Annotated in this window: 14 protein-coding genes; 6 read left to right on the top strand and 8 right to left on the bottom strand. The window is 72.6% G+C overall.

Annotated elements, in window-relative coordinates; all coding sequences use genetic code 11:
* Window positions 1-75: 75 nt before the first annotated feature.
* From ACQPY0_RS03225 to ACQPY0_RS03245, 5 genes are all read right to left on the bottom strand, one after another.
* A complete protein-coding gene (locus tag ACQPY0_RS03225) occupies window positions 76-1,179 on the bottom strand; it encodes a hypothetical protein (RefSeq protein WP_432984342.1) in 1,104 nt (367 codons plus the stop codon).
* A 20-nt stretch (window positions 1,180-1,199) separates the two neighbouring features.
* On the bottom strand, window positions 1,200-1,733 hold the full coding sequence (locus ACQPY0_RS03230) for a SigE family RNA polymerase sigma factor (protein WP_432984345.1): 534 nt from the start codon (window positions 1,731-1,733) through the stop codon (window positions 1,200-1,202).
* A 132-nt stretch (window positions 1,734-1,865) separates the two neighbouring features.
* Window positions 1,866-4,337, bottom strand: coding sequence for a DUF2334 domain-containing protein (locus tag ACQPY0_RS03235; RefSeq protein ID WP_432984348.1), 2,472 nt, complete (start codon window positions 4,335-4,337; stop codon window positions 1,866-1,868).
* Window positions 4,338-4,416: 79 nt separating this feature from the next.
* Complete coding sequence (locus ACQPY0_RS03240; protein WP_432984351.1) at window positions 4,417-6,060, bottom strand: exosporium protein; 1,644 nt, start codon at window positions 6,058-6,060, stop codon at window positions 4,417-4,419.
* A 35-nt stretch (window positions 6,061-6,095) separates the two neighbouring features.
* The gene (locus tag ACQPY0_RS03245; protein ID WP_432984354.1) at window positions 6,096-6,299 is read right to left on the bottom strand and encodes a hypothetical protein; all 204 of its coding nucleotides are present in this window, start codon (window positions 6,297-6,299) and stop codon (window positions 6,096-6,098) included.
* A 361-nt stretch (window positions 6,300-6,660) separates the two neighbouring features.
* Here ACQPY0_RS03245 and ACQPY0_RS03250 point away from each other — a divergent pair, with 361 nt between their 5' ends.
* From ACQPY0_RS03250 to ACQPY0_RS03265, 4 genes are read left to right on the top strand one after another with little or no spacing between them, the layout of a single operon-like run.
* The gene (locus ACQPY0_RS03250) at window positions 6,661-7,629 is read left to right on the top strand and encodes a DUF1152 domain-containing protein (RefSeq protein ID WP_432984357.1); all 969 of its coding nucleotides are present in this window, start codon (window positions 6,661-6,663) and stop codon (window positions 7,627-7,629) included.
* A gap of 25 nt (window positions 7,630-7,654) precedes the next feature.
* Entirely contained in the window at window positions 7,655-8,329 is a 675-nt protein-coding gene (locus ACQPY0_RS03255; RefSeq protein WP_432984360.1) for an ABC transporter substrate-binding protein, read from the top strand.
* 57 nt (window positions 8,330-8,386) lie between these two features.
* A complete protein-coding gene (locus ACQPY0_RS03260) occupies window positions 8,387-8,608 on the top strand; it encodes a hypothetical protein (RefSeq protein ID WP_432984363.1) in 222 nt (73 codons plus the stop codon).
* The gene (locus tag ACQPY0_RS03265; protein WP_432984366.1) at window positions 8,605-9,471 is read left to right on the top strand and encodes an LLM class F420-dependent oxidoreductase; all 867 of its coding nucleotides are present in this window, start codon (window positions 8,605-8,607) and stop codon (window positions 9,469-9,471) included. Before ACQPY0_RS03260 ends, ACQPY0_RS03265 begins: the two co-directional genes overlap by 4 nt.
* Before the next feature lie 248 nt (window positions 9,472-9,719).
* Here the strand turns inward: ACQPY0_RS03265 and ACQPY0_RS03270 are convergent, their stop codons facing one another.
* Window positions 9,720-9,965 carry a hypothetical protein gene (locus ACQPY0_RS03270; RefSeq protein WP_432984369.1) on the bottom strand — a complete coding sequence of 82 codons (246 nt, stop codon included), beginning with the start codon at window positions 9,963-9,965 and terminating at the stop codon, window positions 9,720-9,722.
* A 1,460-nt stretch (window positions 9,966-11,425) separates the two neighbouring features.
* Between ACQPY0_RS03270 and ACQPY0_RS03275 the strand changes: the two genes are divergently transcribed.
* Entirely contained in the window at window positions 11,426-12,382 is a 957-nt protein-coding gene (locus ACQPY0_RS03275) for an NAD-dependent epimerase/dehydratase family protein (RefSeq protein WP_432984372.1), read from the top strand.
* Here the strand turns inward: ACQPY0_RS03275 and ACQPY0_RS03280 are convergent.
* Window positions 12,330-14,120 carry a polysaccharide biosynthesis protein gene (locus ACQPY0_RS03280; protein ID WP_432984375.1) on the bottom strand — a complete coding sequence of 597 codons (1,791 nt, stop codon included), beginning with the start codon at window positions 14,118-14,120 and terminating at the stop codon, window positions 12,330-12,332. The genes ACQPY0_RS03275 and ACQPY0_RS03280 overlap by 53 nt on opposite strands.
* Before the next feature lie 115 nt (window positions 14,121-14,235).
* Here ACQPY0_RS03280 and ACQPY0_RS03285 point away from each other — a divergent pair, with 115 nt between their 5' ends.
* Entirely contained in the window at window positions 14,236-15,678 is a 1,443-nt protein-coding gene (locus ACQPY0_RS03285; protein WP_432984378.1) for a polysaccharide biosynthesis tyrosine autokinase, read from the top strand.
* Here ACQPY0_RS03285 and ACQPY0_RS03290 read toward each other — a convergent pair.
* Window positions 15,653-16,147, bottom strand: a complete 495-nt coding sequence (locus tag ACQPY0_RS03290) for a low molecular weight phosphatase family protein (RefSeq protein ID WP_432984381.1) — start codon at window positions 16,145-16,147, stop codon at window positions 15,653-15,655. The genes ACQPY0_RS03285 and ACQPY0_RS03290 overlap by 26 nt on opposite strands.
* Between the last annotated feature and the right edge of the window lie 10 nt (window positions 16,148-16,157).

Here is a 16,157-nt window from a genome sequence, read left to right on the forward strand (position 1 = left end):
GTCCCCCGGTACGGCTGCCGAAAACAGCGGAAAGCCCGGCACCGCGCGGGCCGGGCTTTCCGGAAAAGTCCGAAATCACTGGGCGGTGGCCGGCACCGCCGAGGTCACCGGGAACCAGGTCGAGGGCCGCGCCGGATCCGCGAACTGCAGGCCCCGCAGCGTCGCGAGCAGCTCGCTCTGGGCGATCGCGCCGCCCTCGGCGTAGATCTCGGCGAGGTACTTGCCGTCCGCCGACATCCGGAAGCACAGGTTCGCGTTGCCGGGGTTGCAGTACGACGACCCGCCCGGCTTGCGGTGCGTGGTGTCGGTGTACTCGACGGGGTAGAGCGCGATCCGCACCGACGGCCCGTGCCCCGCGGCCGGGTCGACCGGCTGGGTCAGCGGCGCGTACGCCGGGCGGGTCTTGTTCAGCCGGATGCTGCTCTCCATGTACGGGGCCCCGGACGGCAGGTCGTCGGTGACGCCGGCCGAGGTGAGCACGTATCCGGCCGGCACCGACGTCGCCTTGAGCGCCACGGTCGCGGGCGCGGCCGGCGCCGCGGCCAGCCCGGCGGCGATCCTCGTCAGCTCGGCCTTGTCGTACTCGCCCTCCACGATCGAGGTCGCGACCGCCCACGCGTCGTCGCTGTACTGCCACGCCAGCGTCGCGCCGGGGACCAGGTCGGCGGTGCCGGAGTAGGCGACCTTCGCGCCGTACAGGCCGGGCCGCCCGTTGACCAGGACCTGCTCGGCGCCGGCGAGCCGGGCCGGCCGGAACACGCCGGGGCGGTAGACGGTGATCACGGCGCTGTACAGCGGCGTGGAGACCCCGTCGCCCAGGTCCGACGTCTCGGTGCCCCGCCGCACGTACAACTCCTGGTAGCCGGGCGTGATGTGCTGCGGCGCGGTGACGGTGAACTCGCCCACGATGTAGCCGCGGAAGCCGTACTCCCACTGCCCCTGCGGGTATCCCAGCGTGACCGCCGGCGAGCCCGCGCCCACGACCGGCGGGGCCCCGCCGTCGCCGAACGCGCGCGGCGCCAGAACCGCTGCGAGCACCGCCGCGGCCGTCACGAGCGCCCCGCCGCCCTGCAGCAGCCGCCGCCGGGCGCGCCGCTGCCGGCCCGCGGCCACGACGGCGTCGATGTCGTGGCGCATCGGCGGCGCCTCGGCCAGGGCGTCGACGCGCGCCTGTCGCATCAAATCCTGCATGTTCTGGCTCATGACGCCCTTTCGATATGTTCGGATCCCGCGACCGTTCCCAGGGGTTCGGCGACGTCGAGCCAGTCACGCAGCTTGGCGAGCCCCCGCGCGGTGTTCGTCTTCACGGTCCCCTCCGGGCAGCGCAGCGCCTCGGCGGTCTCCGGGACGGTGCGGCCCTCGAGGTACCGCAGCACGAGCACCGCCCGCTGCTGCACCGGCAGCCGGCGCAGCGCGTCGAGCACCGTGATCCGGTCGATCACGTCCGGGGTGCCGTCGCGCACCGACGGCTCCGGCATGGCGTCACCCGTCGCGTGCTCGCGGCGCCACCACGGCCGCCGGACCTCGTCGACCGCCGCCCGGACCACCATGGTCCGCGCGTAGCTCTCGGGGCGCTCGACCCGGCGCCAGCGGGCGTAGAGCTTCGCCAGCACCGTGCAGACCGCGTCCTCGGCCAGCTGCCAGTCGCCGCAGGTGAGATACGCCAGGCCGCGCAGCTGATCCATCTGCACGGTGACGAACTCCCGGAACGCCGCCTCGTCGTCACTGTTCACCGATCAGGACTCCAATCGTCGCGGGGACTAGACGGACGGGCGGACGCCGACCGTTTCACCCTGCCGCGGAAAAATCCGGACAGCGAAAAGCCCGGCGACCGAGGACGCCGGGCTTTGCGGGCAGATCGCGATCTACATGGAAGACGCCGGGACGAAGGTGTACCCCGCCGCCTGCACCCCCTCGACGGTCGCCTGCAGGTAGCTGACCGGCACGTACGGGTGGAAGAAGAAGCTCGCCACCCCGTCCTTGACCACGGTGTTGAGCTGCGCCGACGCGGCGATGTCGGCCGGCAGGTGCGCCGGGTGGTTGTTGTACGGCTCCAGCTCGATGTTCCCGAGGTTCTCCGGGTACGTGATCACCCCGTAGATATCACGCACCGTGTACGGGAAGAACTGCCCGATGATCCGCGAGTTGTCCAGCGTCCCGCCCCGCAGTGCGCCCGAGGGGTACAGCCCCCGGTCGTAGCGCGTCGAGAACGTCGCGGCGACGGCCCGGTTGGCCGCGTCGGAGCCGGCGTAGTGCGGGAACTCGAAGATCGTCGGCTTGTTCAGACCCGCCGCGGCGAAGGCCTGGAACGACTGGTCGATGCGGCCCTGCGCCCAGGCCTGCGAGTCCTCCGCCACCGGCCCGTCGTAGATCACGTTGTCGGTGACCGGGTCCACGTGCGCCAGGTAGAACTCGAAGTCGTCGGCGCTCACGCCGTTGTACGGGTTGTCGGCGCTGGCGTACTGGTGCGTGTACCCGTGCATGAGCAGCGTGCCGCCGTGCGCCTGCATGTTCTTGAGCGCGGCCACCACCTGCGGCCGGTCCGCCAGCGAGTAGCTCTCCGGCACCCCGTTGTTGAGCGCGCCCTTGGCGTCGACGTAGCGCGGGTACACCGCGACCGAGAACGGGACGTTCTTGCTGGACAGGTACGTCGTGATGGCGTTGAGCTCGGCCGGGTCGGCATCGGGGCCGACGTCCTCGATGCGCACCAGGGCCCGGTGCCGCTCGGCGGTCTGCGGGGCGAGCACGTCCATGAGCAGGTCGGCGAAGGCGACGTACCGGTCGTCGGCGCTCATGTAGGCGTACGGGATCTCGCCCAGGTAGGTGAAGTTGCCCGACCGCACGCCCCACGACATCGCCGAGCTGTCGCCGTCGCGCACCGCGGTGCCGATCGCGCTCGCCTTCGCCGGGTCGGAGATGGTCGTGCCCATGATGCCGGCGAGGTTCTGCGGGTCGCGGGTGAACGTCCGGCCCTCGTAGTTGACCTTCGACACCGCCGAGACGTCGAACTGCGTCCAGGTGAAGCCGCGGTTGGCCGCGAAGCTCGCGTCGCGCGCGGTGAGCTGCCAGATGTTGTCGTACGCCCAGATCACCGGCTTGCTCGTGGCGGTCACGTCGTCGAGGAAGGCGGCCGGCAGCGGCTCGTCGTAGGTGGAGCCCATGTAGATGACGGCCTGGTAGTCGTCGATCTCGCCGGCGGCGTAGTCGAGCACCGGCTGCGCGGTCCAGTCGCCGAAGTGCGAGGCCAGGTTCGCGGTCGCGATGGCGTACTGCTCGCCGAGGAAGCCGTAGGGGCCGGTCGTGTCGTAGAGCACCAGGGTCTTGCCGGTCGCGCCGGGGATGCCCGCGCCGCTGCGCGCGTTGACCAGCGGCGCCGAGGGCGTCGTGACGAGCGTCGCGGGCGAGGCCGCGGAGACGTTGCCGGCCGCGTCCAGCGCCTCCACGAAGAAGGTGTACTGCGTGTGCGCGGTCAACCCCGTGATCGTCGCGCTCGTCGCCGTGACGGTCTGCACGGCCGGGCCGCCGGTCACGCGGTACGACACCACGCCCCGGTCGTCGCTCGACGCGGCCCACGCGAGCGCCACGCTCGTCGCGGTGACCTCGCCCGCCACCGGCGCGCCCGGCGCCGTCGGCGGGGTCGTGTCCGGCGGGGGCGGCGGGGTCAGCGTGGTGAACTCGGCCGCCGCGCTCGCCGGCGAGGCGTTGCCGGCGGCGTCGACGGCCTTCACGGTGATCGAGTGCGCGGTCGACGGCGCCAGGCCGGACAGCGTCGTGGTGGTCGCCGGCGGGTTGCCGGTGATCGTGGCGATCGGCGCCGCGCCGCCGTTGTCGAAGAGCTGGTAGCCGGTGACGCCCGTGTCGTCACTGGCGGCGCCCCAGCTGACCGTGGCGGCGGTGGTGGTCACGTCGGTCGCGACCGGCGCGCCCGGGGCGCTCGGCGGGGTCCGGTCGGCCACGCCGGTGGTGAAGGCCCAGACGTACTGGTCGCTGAGCACTCCCGAGGCACCCTTGACCTTCACGGTGATGGTGTACCGCGTGGCGTCGGCGAGCTGGCTGCGCGGGACGAACGTGAAGGTGTGCGTGGGCGCGTCGTAGGTGTAGTACGCCGGCACCGCGGCGCCGCCGCTCGTCTTCACGAACGAGTAGCGCAGCGAGGCCGGGTCGGTCGGGTCGTTGAACGTGATCGCCGGGCGGGCGCCCGTCGAGACTCCGGTCGCCCCGTTCTTCGGGGTGACCGCCGTGACGGCCGGGGCCGCGGCGTGCGCCGCCGTCCCGAACCCGCCGGCGACGATGGCGCCGACGACCGCCGATGCCACCAGCTTCACCGAAGTGCGCACTGCGTGCTCGCCTTTCCTTTGGGGGATCGTGGGATGGGCCCCGGCTCGGAGGGTTGAGCCGGGGCCCGGGAGGGATGCGTCAGTTCGCGCAGTAGACGAACGGGGTGAACGAGGCATTCTGGGAGCCGGTGCGGGAGACCTGGAAGACCCACGTCTTGCCGCTCTCGTCCGTCTCGTCGCGGTGCGAGCCGGACTGCGAGATCCCGCCGGAGTTGATCGTGTAGCCGCCGGCGACGACCACGCCGCTGGTGCAGGCGAAGGTGTACGTCCTCGTGCCCGAGCCGGTGACCGCGGTGGCCGAGGCCGCCGTGTACTTCACGTAGCCCGCGCCGGCCGCACCGGTGTCGCCCTTCGGGCCCGGGGCCCCGGCCGCGCCCGTCGCGCCCTTGATGCTGCCGATCGCGGTCCAGGCCGTGGCGTCCGTCTTCTTGTACATCGAGAAGTCGGTCGTGTTGAGGTACACGTCGCCGATGGAGCCCAGCGTCCCGGCGGGGGCGCCGGCGCCGGTCAGGATCGTGCTGCCGTCCTTGCCGTTGGCCCCGTCCTTGCCGCTCACGCCGTCCTTGCCCGCAGCACCCGCGGCGCCGGTCGCCCCCGCCTCGCCGGCGGCGCCCTTGTCGCCGGCCGCCCCGGCCGCCCCGGTCGCGCCGGTCGTGCCCGCGTCGCCCTTCTCGCCCTTGAGCGAGGCGAGCCACTGCTCCGGCGTGCCGGTGAACAGGCCGCTGTCGATGGCCATCTGATACGCGTCCTTGCCGTCGGTACCGTGCCCGATCAGCGTCTGCAGCCACTCGTCGACGGAGCCGAGGCTGGGGTCCGCGGCCTTGGCGATGTCGTACGCGCTGGCGCCGGGCATACCGGGCAGCCCCTGCGCGCCGGTGTCGCCCTTCTCACCCTGAGTGCCCTGGGCCCCGGTGTCGCCCTTCTCGCCTTTCTCGCCCTGCGGGCCGGGAGCGCCGTCCTTGCCGTTGACGCCGGGAATGCCCTGCAGCCCCTGCTCGCCCTTATCTCCCTTCTCGCCCTTCTCACCCTGGGCCCCGGTCTCGCCCTTCTCACCCTGCGCGCCGGTTTCGCCCTTGTCGCCCTTTTCGCCCTGGGCGCCAGCGGCGCCGGCGGCACCGGTCTCGCCCTGGATGCCCTGGTCGCCCTTTTCGCCCTGAGCCCCGGTGGCGCCCGTCGCCCCGGTCTCGCCCTGAGCGCCCTGCGCGCCGGTGTCGCCCTTCTCGCCCTGGGCACCGGTCGCGCCGGTCTCGCCTTGGGCGCCCTTCGCGCCGGTGGCGCCGGTCGCGCCGGTCGCGCCCGTGGCACCCGTCGCGCCGGTTGCGCCCGTGTCGCCCTTCTCGCCCTTCGCGCCGGTGGCACCCGTCGCGCCCGTGGGGCCCTTCGCGCCGGTTGCGCCCGTGGCGCCGGTTGCGCCCGTCGAGCCCTTGGCGCCGGGCGGGCCGACCGGGCCGGCCGGGCCCTGGGCGCCGGTGGCGCCGTTCAGGCCGCGGTCGCCCTTCGGGCCCTGGTTGTTCCACTGGATCTGGCGCTCGCCGTTCTTGCAGCGCTGACCGCCCTGGTAGTCGATGACGCGCAGCGCTCCGGTGTTGGTGTTGCGGCAGCCGGTGATCACGCCGGTTCCGGTGTCGGGCACCGCACCGTACGCGGTGGCGCCGACGCCGACGAGGACGGCCGCGGCGGTGGCCCCGATGGCGGCGATCTTCTGCTTCTTGGACTGGAACACGAGCTCTCCCGAATCTCGGTGGCGGTACAGGGGTGCTACTTGCCGATGACGACCACGCGCTCCGACGGGCGCAGCTGCGGGGGCGCGGGCGGCGCCGGCATCTGCCCGTCGTTCGCGGGCCGGCTCTCCGCCGTCGGCGCGGACGGAGCGGGGTCCGCGGTCGCCCAGATCGCGCCGCCGAGCCCGGCCCCGAGGGCGAGAACCCCGGCCGCGACGGCGATGACGATTTTCTTGGCCATGACGGAATCCCCTTTTCCGGGCAGGGTGCAGCGACCGCGGTGTATGCGGCGAGCGGTGAATTGCGGTACGAGAAAATTCGAGAGCGTCAGGAATGCGTTGCCGCACGCAAGAACGAACCCACCGGATCTCCCCTTGGAACGAAGTTGTTCGGGGCCGGTTTCGCCACTGACTCCCCGCTGGGCCGATTCGGCGACCAAGATGACGCCCGGCGGATCACTGCCTTCCCGACAGCCCGTTGCCGGGCTGGTCCATTTACGGTAGCGGCCCGGGTGCAGGCGCGTTGTCGTCAGCGCGGGACGGATCGCCTCGCCATCCGGATGACAGAACTGGGACGCGGAAACCCCGGTGCGAGCGCGGCGGGTGTCCGGAAGACTGCCGAGCGTGTGGCCGTCGCCGTTCTTCGAAAGGCTCCGGGGCGCCCGCCGCGTGCTGGTCGCCGGGGCGGGCGGGGGCTTCGACGTCTTCGCCGGGCTGCCGCTCGCGCTGTGGCTGCAGGGCGCCGGCGTCGAGGTACACCTCGGGAATCTGTCGATCGCGCACCTCTACGGCCTCGACGAGGACGCGTGGCTCGCGCCGGGCGTCGCCGCGATCGGGCCGGAGACGATGGTCTATCAGGAGTACTGCCCGGAGCGTGCCCTCGCCCGCTGGCTGGCCCGGCACGGCCGGCCCGCGACGGTTCACGCGTTCCCGCGCACGGGCGTCCGGCCGCTGCGCGCGGCGTATCGCACCCTCGCCAAGCGCCTGCGCCTCGACGCGATCGTGCTGGTCGACGGCGGCACGGACATCCTGCTGCGCGGCGACGAGGCGGGCCTGGGCACGCCGGTCGAGGACGCCACGAGTCTGGCCGCGGTGCTCGGCACGCCGGTGCCGACCCGGCTGGTGGCGAGCATCGGCTTCGGCATCGACGCGTATCATGGCGTGAATCACGTGCAGGTGCTGGAGAACATCGCCGCACTCGAGCGCGACGGGGCGTACCTCGGCGCCTTCTCAATCCCGGGCGGCTCTCGCGAGGCCGTCCTCTACCGCGACGCGGTCGCGTTCGCGCGCGCCGCGATGCCGGACGACGTCAGCATCGTCAACGGCCAGATCGCCGCCGCGCTGGCGGGCGAGGCCGGCGACGTCAGGTTCACCGACCGGACCGGCGCCGGCGAGCTCTTCGTCAACCCGCTCATGGCCATGTACTTCACCTTCGACCTGCCCGGCCTGGCCCGCCGCTCGCTGTACCTGGACCGGATCCGCGACACCGAGGACATGCTGGCGGTGGCGGCGGCGATCGAGCGCTTCCGCGACGGGGTCATCCCGCGGCCGCGGCGGCCGTTCCCGCACTGAGCACCGTGGCCTTGAGCCTCATCGGGTGCTCTCGACCAGGTCGGTCAGCTCGCGCATGAGCCGCTCGGCGCGGGCGGTGCCGAAGGTCGCCTCCAAGGCGCGGTGGTGGGCGGTGGCGGCCTCGGAGAGGTACACCGCGACCCGCCGCCGATCGTGCGGGTACGAGCGCGTCGTCCACGAGGCGGTCGACCGCCTTCGAGACCCCGGCCCGCCAGCTGCGCCCGGCGATGGACTGGCTGGTCCGGCACCGCCGCACCCGCCGCTGGCCCTGATCGGCAACGACTACGTCTGGCCGCGCATGCTGCACCACGCCGCGGTCGCGTACCTGCGCGCAGCCGAGGCCCGGGTCGTCGCCGCGCATTACGTCCCGTCCGGCGCGCTGGCCCCGGCCCCACTGCTCGACCTCGCCGCCCGCCGCCGCGCCGTCGCCGTGCTGCTCACCCTGGTCGGCAGCGACCTGGCCGCCTTCAACCGCGCCTACACCGAGTCGCCCCTGGGCGTCCGCGTCCCGCGGCTGGGCGCCGTTCTGGAGGAGAACGGCCTGCTCGCCACCGGGGTGACGAGGCTGGCGAGCTGTACGCGACCATGGGCTCTTCGGCAACGTGGCCACGGACGCGGGGCTGGCCTTCGTCGAGCGATACACGCACCGCTACGGCTGGCAGGCGCCCGTCCTGAACGGTTACGCCGAGGCCAGCTATGACGGCGTCCGCCTGCTGACGGCTCTGGCGGCGGGCCCTTCGCCATGGGATTTTCACGGTTGGCCGGGCGCGCGGGCAGCCTCGACCCGGCGGCGATGGACGCCACGGCCGACGGCACCACGGTGACGGGCGGCCGCGGCACGGTGACGGTGACTGCCCGGCACGTGGACCAGCGGGTCTACCTGGCGCGGGCCGGCGGCCTGGACTTCGACGTCCTCGACGCTCCCGTTGCGGCGGATCGCGGCCGGGGCCCGAGCGTGCGCGTAAGAATGGGCCTATGAAGCTGGGTCTGCACTACTGGAACTTCTCCAACCCCGCCGAGCCCGCGGTCATCGCGCCCACGCTGCGGGAGACCGCGCTGATCGCCGAGCAGTCGGGGGTCGCCTCGTTCACGGTCATGGACCACTACTTTCAGATGGAGGCCTACGCGCCGGCCGAGGAGCCGATGCTGGAGGGCTACACGACGCTGGGCTACGTCGCCGCGCTGACCTCGAAGATGACGCTCGGGCTGCTGGTGACCGGCGTGATGTACCGTCACCCGGGCCTGCTGGCGAAGATCGTCACCACGCTCGACGTGCTCTCCGGCGGCCGGGCCCGGCTGGGGATCGGCGCGTCGTGGTACGAACGCGAGCAGCGCGGCCTCGGCGTGCCGGTCGTTCCGGTCGCCGAGCGGTTCGAGCGCCTGGAGGAGACGCTGCAGATCTGCCTGCAGATGTGGGGCGGGCAGGGAGGAACCTTCGAAGGCGAGCACTACCAGCTGACCGAGGTCCTCAACTCCCCGGCGGCGATCAGCCGCCCGCACCCGATGATCATGATCGGCGGCGGTGGCGAGAAGAAGACGCTGCGGCTGGTGGCGAAGTACGCTGACGCCTGCAACATCTTCGGCACGTCCAAAGAGGACGTCGCGCACAAACTCGACGTGCTGCGCGAGCACTGCGCCGCCGAGGGCCGCGACTACGACTCGATCGTCAAGACCACCCTGGTCACCCGGCCGGCACTGGTCGACCCGGACGCGTGGCTGTCCGACGTCGAGGCGTTCGCGGCGCTCGGGATCACCGAGGTCATGACCATGCCCGACCGCAACCCGGTCGAGTTCGCCAACGGCCTGGCCGAGAAGATCCTGCCCCGCCTGGCCTCGATCTGACGCTTGACGTCCACTGTGGACGAATGCCGCGGGCCCGGACGATCCCTCGCCCGGACCCGCGGTGGTTCCAGGTCAGCCGGCGGCGCGTTCGCCGGACGGGCGCCGCCGCGATGCCGGCACCGGCGAACTGCTCAACGGGCGCGAGGTCGATGATGGCCGACGTTACGCCGGGGTGGGCAATCGCGAAGACCATCGCCAGGCGGGTCCGGGTCGTCCCTCAGCATTGGCCGGGCCGCCGTTTCCGCTGCTCAGCGGTTTTTGTCGTACCCTTGTTCTAGGTTGCTCTCATGAGTGAGGTGCTGACCGGGATCGCTGATTCGCAGTGGCGTAGCCGCTTGGACGCGATGTTGGCTGAGCAGCGCCGTCGTGTGGCTCGTCGTCGTGCGGTTCGTGCCGAGTTCGCTGAGGCTCGCCGTCGTGGTTTGGAGGCGAGGCATGCCGAGCGCCTGGCCCGCTTGGACGCCGAGGCCCGCACCGCCGAGATCACCGCTCACTGGGCTGAACAGGACGCCCGAGCCGCCCGCCGCCGTTCCGAGGCGACTCAGCCCAGCCCGGGCTGTCCGCCAACCGAGCCCGACTCCCGCCGTCCGGCCGCCCAGCCCAACCCCCGCTCCGATCCGCCCGCCCCCACCCCGCCCGGGCCGTCTCGCCCGCATGACCTAGCCGCCCCGCCGCCACAGCCCCCGCCCCCGCCGACAGAGCGTACGCAGTCGCCAAGGCCACCATCGCCGCCGACGTCCCGTGCACCATCGCCAGAGCGTTCGCCAAGGCCCACGCCGACGCCGCGTTCCCAGCCTGCATCGACGTCACCGCGCTCCCAGCCGGTCGAGTCATCGCGTTCTCGGCCGGTCGAGTTACCGCGCTCCCGGCAGGTTGAGTTACCGCGTTTCCAGCCTGCATCGACGTCATCGCGTTCTCGGCTGGTTGAGTCGCCGCGTTCTCGGCAGGTTGAGTTACCGCGTTTCCAGCCTGCATCGACGTCATCGCGTTCTCGGCTGGTTGAGTCGCCGCGTTCTCGGCAGGTTGAGTTACCGCGTTTCCAGCCTGCATCGACGTCATCGCGTTCTCGGCTGGTTGAGTCGCCGCGTTCTCAGCCGGTCCAGTCGTCGTGCTGTCGATCCGCAGCGTCACCGCCGCCGCAACGGCTGAGCCGTGTCGGTGACGCCGCGCTACCGCCCACCTCCCCGGCCCCGGCACCCGCCGCCGGTCGGCCCGTCGCCGCACCGGTGCGTCCCTTGCCGCCGCTGAGCCTCGGCGCGGCCCAGCCGTCATGTGCTTCTTCCGGGTCGCGTCCGCGCACCCGATCTCGCCGGCCGTGGCCTTGGGCTATCAGACGGTCCAAAGGCGGTTGTTGGGCGTGTGGCTCGACGACCTCACCATGGCCGACCGCAGACCTGTCGTTCTCCGCGTTCGGCGTCTTTGGCGGTAGGGGTGGATCAGGACCACGGTCGCCGCCGACGTGACCGTGGTGTCGTCACCGGGCGGACGCCGCAGCTCCGCTGTTGCCCGGTCGGCGGGCGGGCAAGCGTGTGCAAGGGGTTGTTGGTCGAGCTCCAAGTCGCGACGGCGGTCGAGTGGGAGCTTTGTCGGCAGTGGCGTGGCCGCGCTTCGCAGTGGCTTCGGCGGGCTGTCGCCGACCGGTTCATTCCCGGGTTCAGCATGCTCTCCCTCGACGGAAAGCGGTCTGGGGCAACGGCACCGTCGGCGTCGGCGTCGTCCGGCCGGATCGACTCGGTCGATAGTGGCCACCGGCGCCAGGGCGTTCGGCCGGGCGAGTGGACTCGCTGTCTCGGGCCGGTGAACATGGCCAGTATCGGACATATCGACTTTTCCGGCATTTAGGTCATCTGAACGGCCGGAGGGTGTGGCTGGATGGACCGGTTGGCTTGCTGGAAAGTCCGAATAATCCAAAAATGCCGTATCTGGTGGGGCTGGTGGGCGTTGGACTGAAGCGATGAGAGTTCTGGTCACGGGCGGTGCGGGGTTCATCGGCGGCAATCTTTGCCGGGAGCTGGTCGCGCATCCGCGGGTCGTGGAAGTGGTGGCGTTCGACGATCTGAGCACTGGAAGCGAGCATAATCTCGACGGGGTCGGGGCGCGGCTCCTTGTCGGGAGCATTCTCGACCGGGCTGCGATCGACGCGGCCGTTGCCGGGGCCGACGTTGTCATCCATCTTGCCGCGCGGCCCAGTGTGCCGCGGTCGGTGGCCGATCCGATGCGCAGCCATCTCGTCAACGCGGTCGGGACCATGCACGTGCTCGAGGCGTGCCGGGCCGGGGGGACGCCGATCATCGCCGCGTCCTCGTCGTCGGTGTACGGGCCGACGCGCACGCTGCCCAAGCACGAGGAGCTGCCGACCCGGCCGCAGAGCCCGTATGCGGCGAGCAAGCTGGCGGCGGAGTCGGCCGTGCTCGCGTACGGGGCGACCTACGGGCTGCCGGTGCTGGCGCTGCGGTTCTTCAACGTGTACGGGCCGCTGCAGTCGGTCGGGCACGCGTACGCGGCCGTGATTCCGACGTTTGCCGACGCGGCCCTGCGCGGGCAGCCGGTGCACGTGCACGGCGACGGGCTGCAGACGCGGGACTTCACTTACGTGGGCTCGGTCGCGCGGCTGCTCGCCGACGCCGCCGTGCGCCGGGTGACCAGCCCGACGCCGGTGAATCTGGCGTTCGGCACCCGGACGTCGCTGCTGGAGCTGGTCGACAAGATTCGCACGCTGGTGGGCCGGGCGGTCGAGGTGGTCTTCGATCCGGCCCGCCCCGGCGACGTGCGGGACTCCCAGGCTGACTCGGCCCGGCTGCGGGAGCTCTTCCCGGGCCACGGCCCGGTGCCGCTGGACGACGGGCTGGCGGAGACGGTCAGCTGGTACGCGCGGCAGTTCGAAGGTCAGGCAGCGACCGCGCGTCCATGACCACGTCCGGTACGACACACAGATCCGCCATCGCCCCGGTCAGATCGGCGCCGTCGCCGCGCAGCGCCCGGGCCAGCGCGGGGTCGAGCGCGGGGACCTTCACGTGCGAGATCAGCGGGTGCAGCGGGCGGACGTCGGCCTCGCCGGGGCCGAGCAGCTCCTCGTGAAGCTTCTCGCCGGGGCGCAGGCCGGTGTAGACGATCTCGACCGGCGCGTCGCCGATGAGCTGCCGCGCCAGGTCGGCGATGCGCACCGGCGAGCCCATGTCGAGCACCAGCGCCTCCCCGCCCGCGCCGATCGCGGCCGCCTGGATGACCAGCTGCACCGCCTCGGGGACGGTCATGAAGTACCGCGTGACGCCCGGATCCGTCACCGTCACCGGTCCGCCCGCGGCGATCTGCGCCCGGAACGCCGTCACCACGGAGCCCCGGCTGCCCAGGACGTTGCCGAAGCGCACGCTGAGGTAGCCGTGGTGCGTGGTGAGCCGCTCGGTGATCCGCTTGGAGTAGCCGAGCACGCTGGCCGGGCTGGCCGCCTTGTCGGTCGAGATGTTGACCAGGCGTCGCACGCCCGTGGCCGCGGCCGCCTCCAGGACGTTGAGCGTGCCCAGGACGTTGGTCTGCAGCGCCTCCGCCGGGTGGCGCTCCAGCAGCGTCAGGTGCTTGAGCGCGGCCGCGTGGAACACCACCTCGGGCCGGCGCGTGGCGAAGATCGCGCGGATGGTGGCGGCGTCGCGCAGGTCGGCGAGGATCAGCGAAGGGTCGTCGAGCAGGGCGCGGCCGTGGATCGACAGCTGCACCGCGTGCAGGGCGGACTCGTCGCGGTCGAGCATCATCAGCTCGGCCGGGGCGAAGCGGTGCAGCTGGCGGCACAGCTCGGAGCCGATCGAGCCGCCCGCGCCGGTGACCAGGACCCGGCGGCCGGTGAGGTAGTCGCCGATCGCGGCGAGGTCGGTCTCGATCTGGCGGCGGCCGAGCAGGTCGGCCAGCTCCACGTCGCGCACGCGCACCGGCCCGTCGAGCGAGTCGTCGAGCGACGGCAGAACCTTCATGAAATATCCCGAAATTTCGGACAGTTCGGAGCGCATTGCGCGCAGTAGCGCGCCGTCCTCGTTGCGGATGGCGAAGACGACGCCCTGCGCGCCGGTCAGGCTCAAGGCCGACCGCAGGGCGGCCCGGCCGCCGAGGACCGAGATGCCCGAGATGCGAAGCCGATGCTTGTGCGGGTCGTCGTCGAGAAATCCCACGGCGCGGTAGTGGCAGTGGGGATCCTGCAGCATCGCCCGCAGGAGCCGGTGCCCGGCCGCGCCCGCGCCGTAGATGAGCACCGGCACGCGAGCGGCGGTGGAGGAGCGGCGCCGGGCCAGGCGCGTCCAGCGGATCGCGACCATCGCCACCATCGCCGCCGCGCCGCCGAGGACCGGGATCACGCGCGGCGCCGGGGCCAGCGCGGTCAGCAGGCCGCAGGCGATCGCCACGGTGGCGGCCAGGGCGCGCAGCTCGGACATGGAGGCGTACTCGTACCGCCGCCGGTACAGCTGCACCGGCCACGCGACCGCGGAGTGCAGCGCCGCCGCCAGCAGCAGCGTGCCCGCGGCCGCGGCCAGCGCCGGGCGTGAGGGGGTGATCGCGACGGCGAGCGCGAGCCCGCCCGTCCAGGCGTAGAGGTCGGCGGGCCAGTCCCCGGGCCCCGCGGGCCGGTGCGGCGTGGGGCGGATGGCAAGAGAGCGATCGTCCACGCGACGATTCTTCATGAATTGCCGCCCTATTTCGGGGTAAAAGCCGTATCGCACCCCAAAACCGCAGCCGAGCTGTCACGCTGAGTCGAACAGCGGCTACGGGAGGTCATGGCGCATGGAGCTGCGCGACTATGTCAGCGCGGTCCGCAAACGCTGGTGGCTGGTCGCCACGACGGCGTGCCTGGCGCTGGCCGCCGCCGTGGTGATGACCGCCCGGACCGCGCCGACGTACGCCGCCGGCGTCACCTTCTTCGTCAGCACGCCCAGCAGCGGCGTGACCGACGCCTACCAGGGCGGCCTCTTCTCCCAGCAGCGCGCCCGCTCCTACGTCAGCCTCGTCGGCAGCGACCGCCTCGCCCGGTCCGTCGCCGCCGACCCCGCCGTCGGACTGGACGCGGCCGGCGTGCGCAAGCGGATCAGCGCCCGCACGGTCCCCGACACCGTGCTGCTGGAGGTCACCGTCGTCGACACCGACAGCGAGCGCGCGCTGCGCGTCAGCCAGGCGGTCGCGACGAAGTTCGCGGCGCTGGTGGCGACCCTGGAGACGCCGCCGGGCGCGGCCAACCCGACCGTGCGCGTGGACGTCGTCACCGGCCCGTCGGTGAGCACCGACCCGATCAGCCCGCAGCCGGCCCGCAACTTCGCGATCGCGCTGCTGCTGGGGCTGGTCGCGGGGGCCGCCGCCGCGGTGCTGCGGGAACTGCTGGACAACAGCATCCGGTCCGTCGCGACGCTGCGGCAGGCGACCGGGAAGGCGATTCTGGCGGCGGTACCGCACGACGCCCACGCCCTGGAAAGCCCGCTGCTCGTCGAGGACGCCGCCTGGTCGCCCCGGGGCGAGGCGATGCGGCACCTACGCACCAACCTGCAGTTCGTCGACCCGGACCGGCGGGCCCGCTGCGTCGTGGTGACCAGCGCGCTGCCCGACGAGGGCAAGTCCACGATCGCGTGCAACCTGGCGATCGTGCTCGCCGAGGCCGGGCACCGGGTGCTGCTCGTCGACGCGGACGTGCGCCGGCCGAAGCTCGCCGAGTACCTCGACCTGGAGGGCGCGGTCGGCCTGACCAACGTGCTTGTCGGGCAGGTCGACGTCGACACCGCGGTGCAGCGCTGGGGCGAGCAGGAGCTGTGGGTGCTGCCCAGCGGCACGATCCCGCCGAACCCGAGCGAGCTGCTGGGCTCCCAGCAGATGACCCGGCTGCTGGCCGAGGTGAGCGAGGACTACGAGTACGTCGTCGTGGACACCTCGCCGCTGCTGGTCGTCACCGACGCCGCCGTGGTCGCCAGCCGCGCCGACGGGGCGGTGCTGGTGACCCGGGCGGGGCGGACCACGATCGCGCAGGCCCAGGCGGCCGTCGAGGCGATCGAGGCGGTCTCGGCGCGGCTGTTCGGGTGCGTGCTCAACGGCGTCAGGGGCACGGGTGGCGACGCCTACACGTACGCGTACGGCCCGCACGAGGGCGCCCACCGCCCGCAGCGCGCCTTGCCCGCCAGCCCCGCCAAGCCGGTGGAGGACGACGAGCCGGAGCCCGTCAACGCCGGGACGCGAGGAGCCTGAGGATGTCCTCGAGCGTCCCAGCGCACTCGCGGAACCCCTCGATCGGGCCGCCGAAGGGATCGTCGAGATCGTCGTCGGCCGGCTTCCCGGGCTGCATCCGGCCCCGGACCGCCGAGATGTCCCGCAAGGTCACCGGGCCGTCCGGCAGGGCGGCCAGGTACCGGGCGTACTGCCGCAGCGTGAAGGTCTTCCCGGCGATCGCCGGAGCCATCGTGACGCAGTGCGCCCGCTCGGCGCGCGTCGCGGTGAGCACCAGCGGGGCGGGCAGCAGTAGCGCCGGCCCGACCCGGCGGCTGGCGAACCCGGCCGGGTCGGCACCGTGCTCGCGCAGGACGGTCTCGGCGTGCGCGGGCATCTCCAGGCCCGGCACGGCGTGCGTGCCGGCGCTCTCGGCGGACAGCCCGAGCGCGTGGGCCAGGCGCTCGGCCATCGCGGACCGGCACCGGTTGGCCCGGCAGACGAACAGCATCAGGGCCGAC

The sequence above is a fragment of the Dactylosporangium sp. CA-233914 genome, assembly GCF_050942935.1.
In the GTDB taxonomy this organism is placed as follows: domain Bacteria; phylum Actinomycetota; class Actinomycetes; order Mycobacteriales; family Micromonosporaceae; genus Dactylosporangium.

What these genes read in the sequence shown, in the direction of transcription:
- ACQPY0_RS03225 (WP_432984342.1), bottom strand. Translation starts at nt 1,179, where the DNA reads ATGCGACAGGCGCGCGTCGACGCCCTGGCCGAGGCGCCGCCGATGCGC.
- ACQPY0_RS03245 (WP_432984354.1), bottom strand. Translation starts at nt 6,299, where the DNA reads ATGGCCAAGAAAATCGTCATCGCCGTCGCGGCCGGGGTTCTCGCCCTC.
- ACQPY0_RS03265 (WP_432984366.1), top strand. Translation starts at nt 8,605, where the DNA reads ATGAAGCTGGGTCTGCACTACTGGAACTTCTCCAACCCCGCCGAGCCC.
- ACQPY0_RS03275 (WP_432984372.1), top strand. Translation starts at nt 11,426, where the DNA reads ATGAGAGTTCTGGTCACGGGCGGTGCGGGGTTCATCGGCGGCAATCTT.
- ACQPY0_RS03285 (WP_432984378.1), top strand. Translation starts at nt 14,236, where the DNA reads ATGGAGCTGCGCGACTATGTCAGCGCGGTCCGCAAACGCTGGTGGCTG.
- ACQPY0_RS03290 (WP_432984381.1), bottom strand. Translation starts at nt 16,147, where the DNA reads ATGCTGTTCGTCTGCCGGGCCAACCGGTGCCGGTCCGCGATGGCCGAG.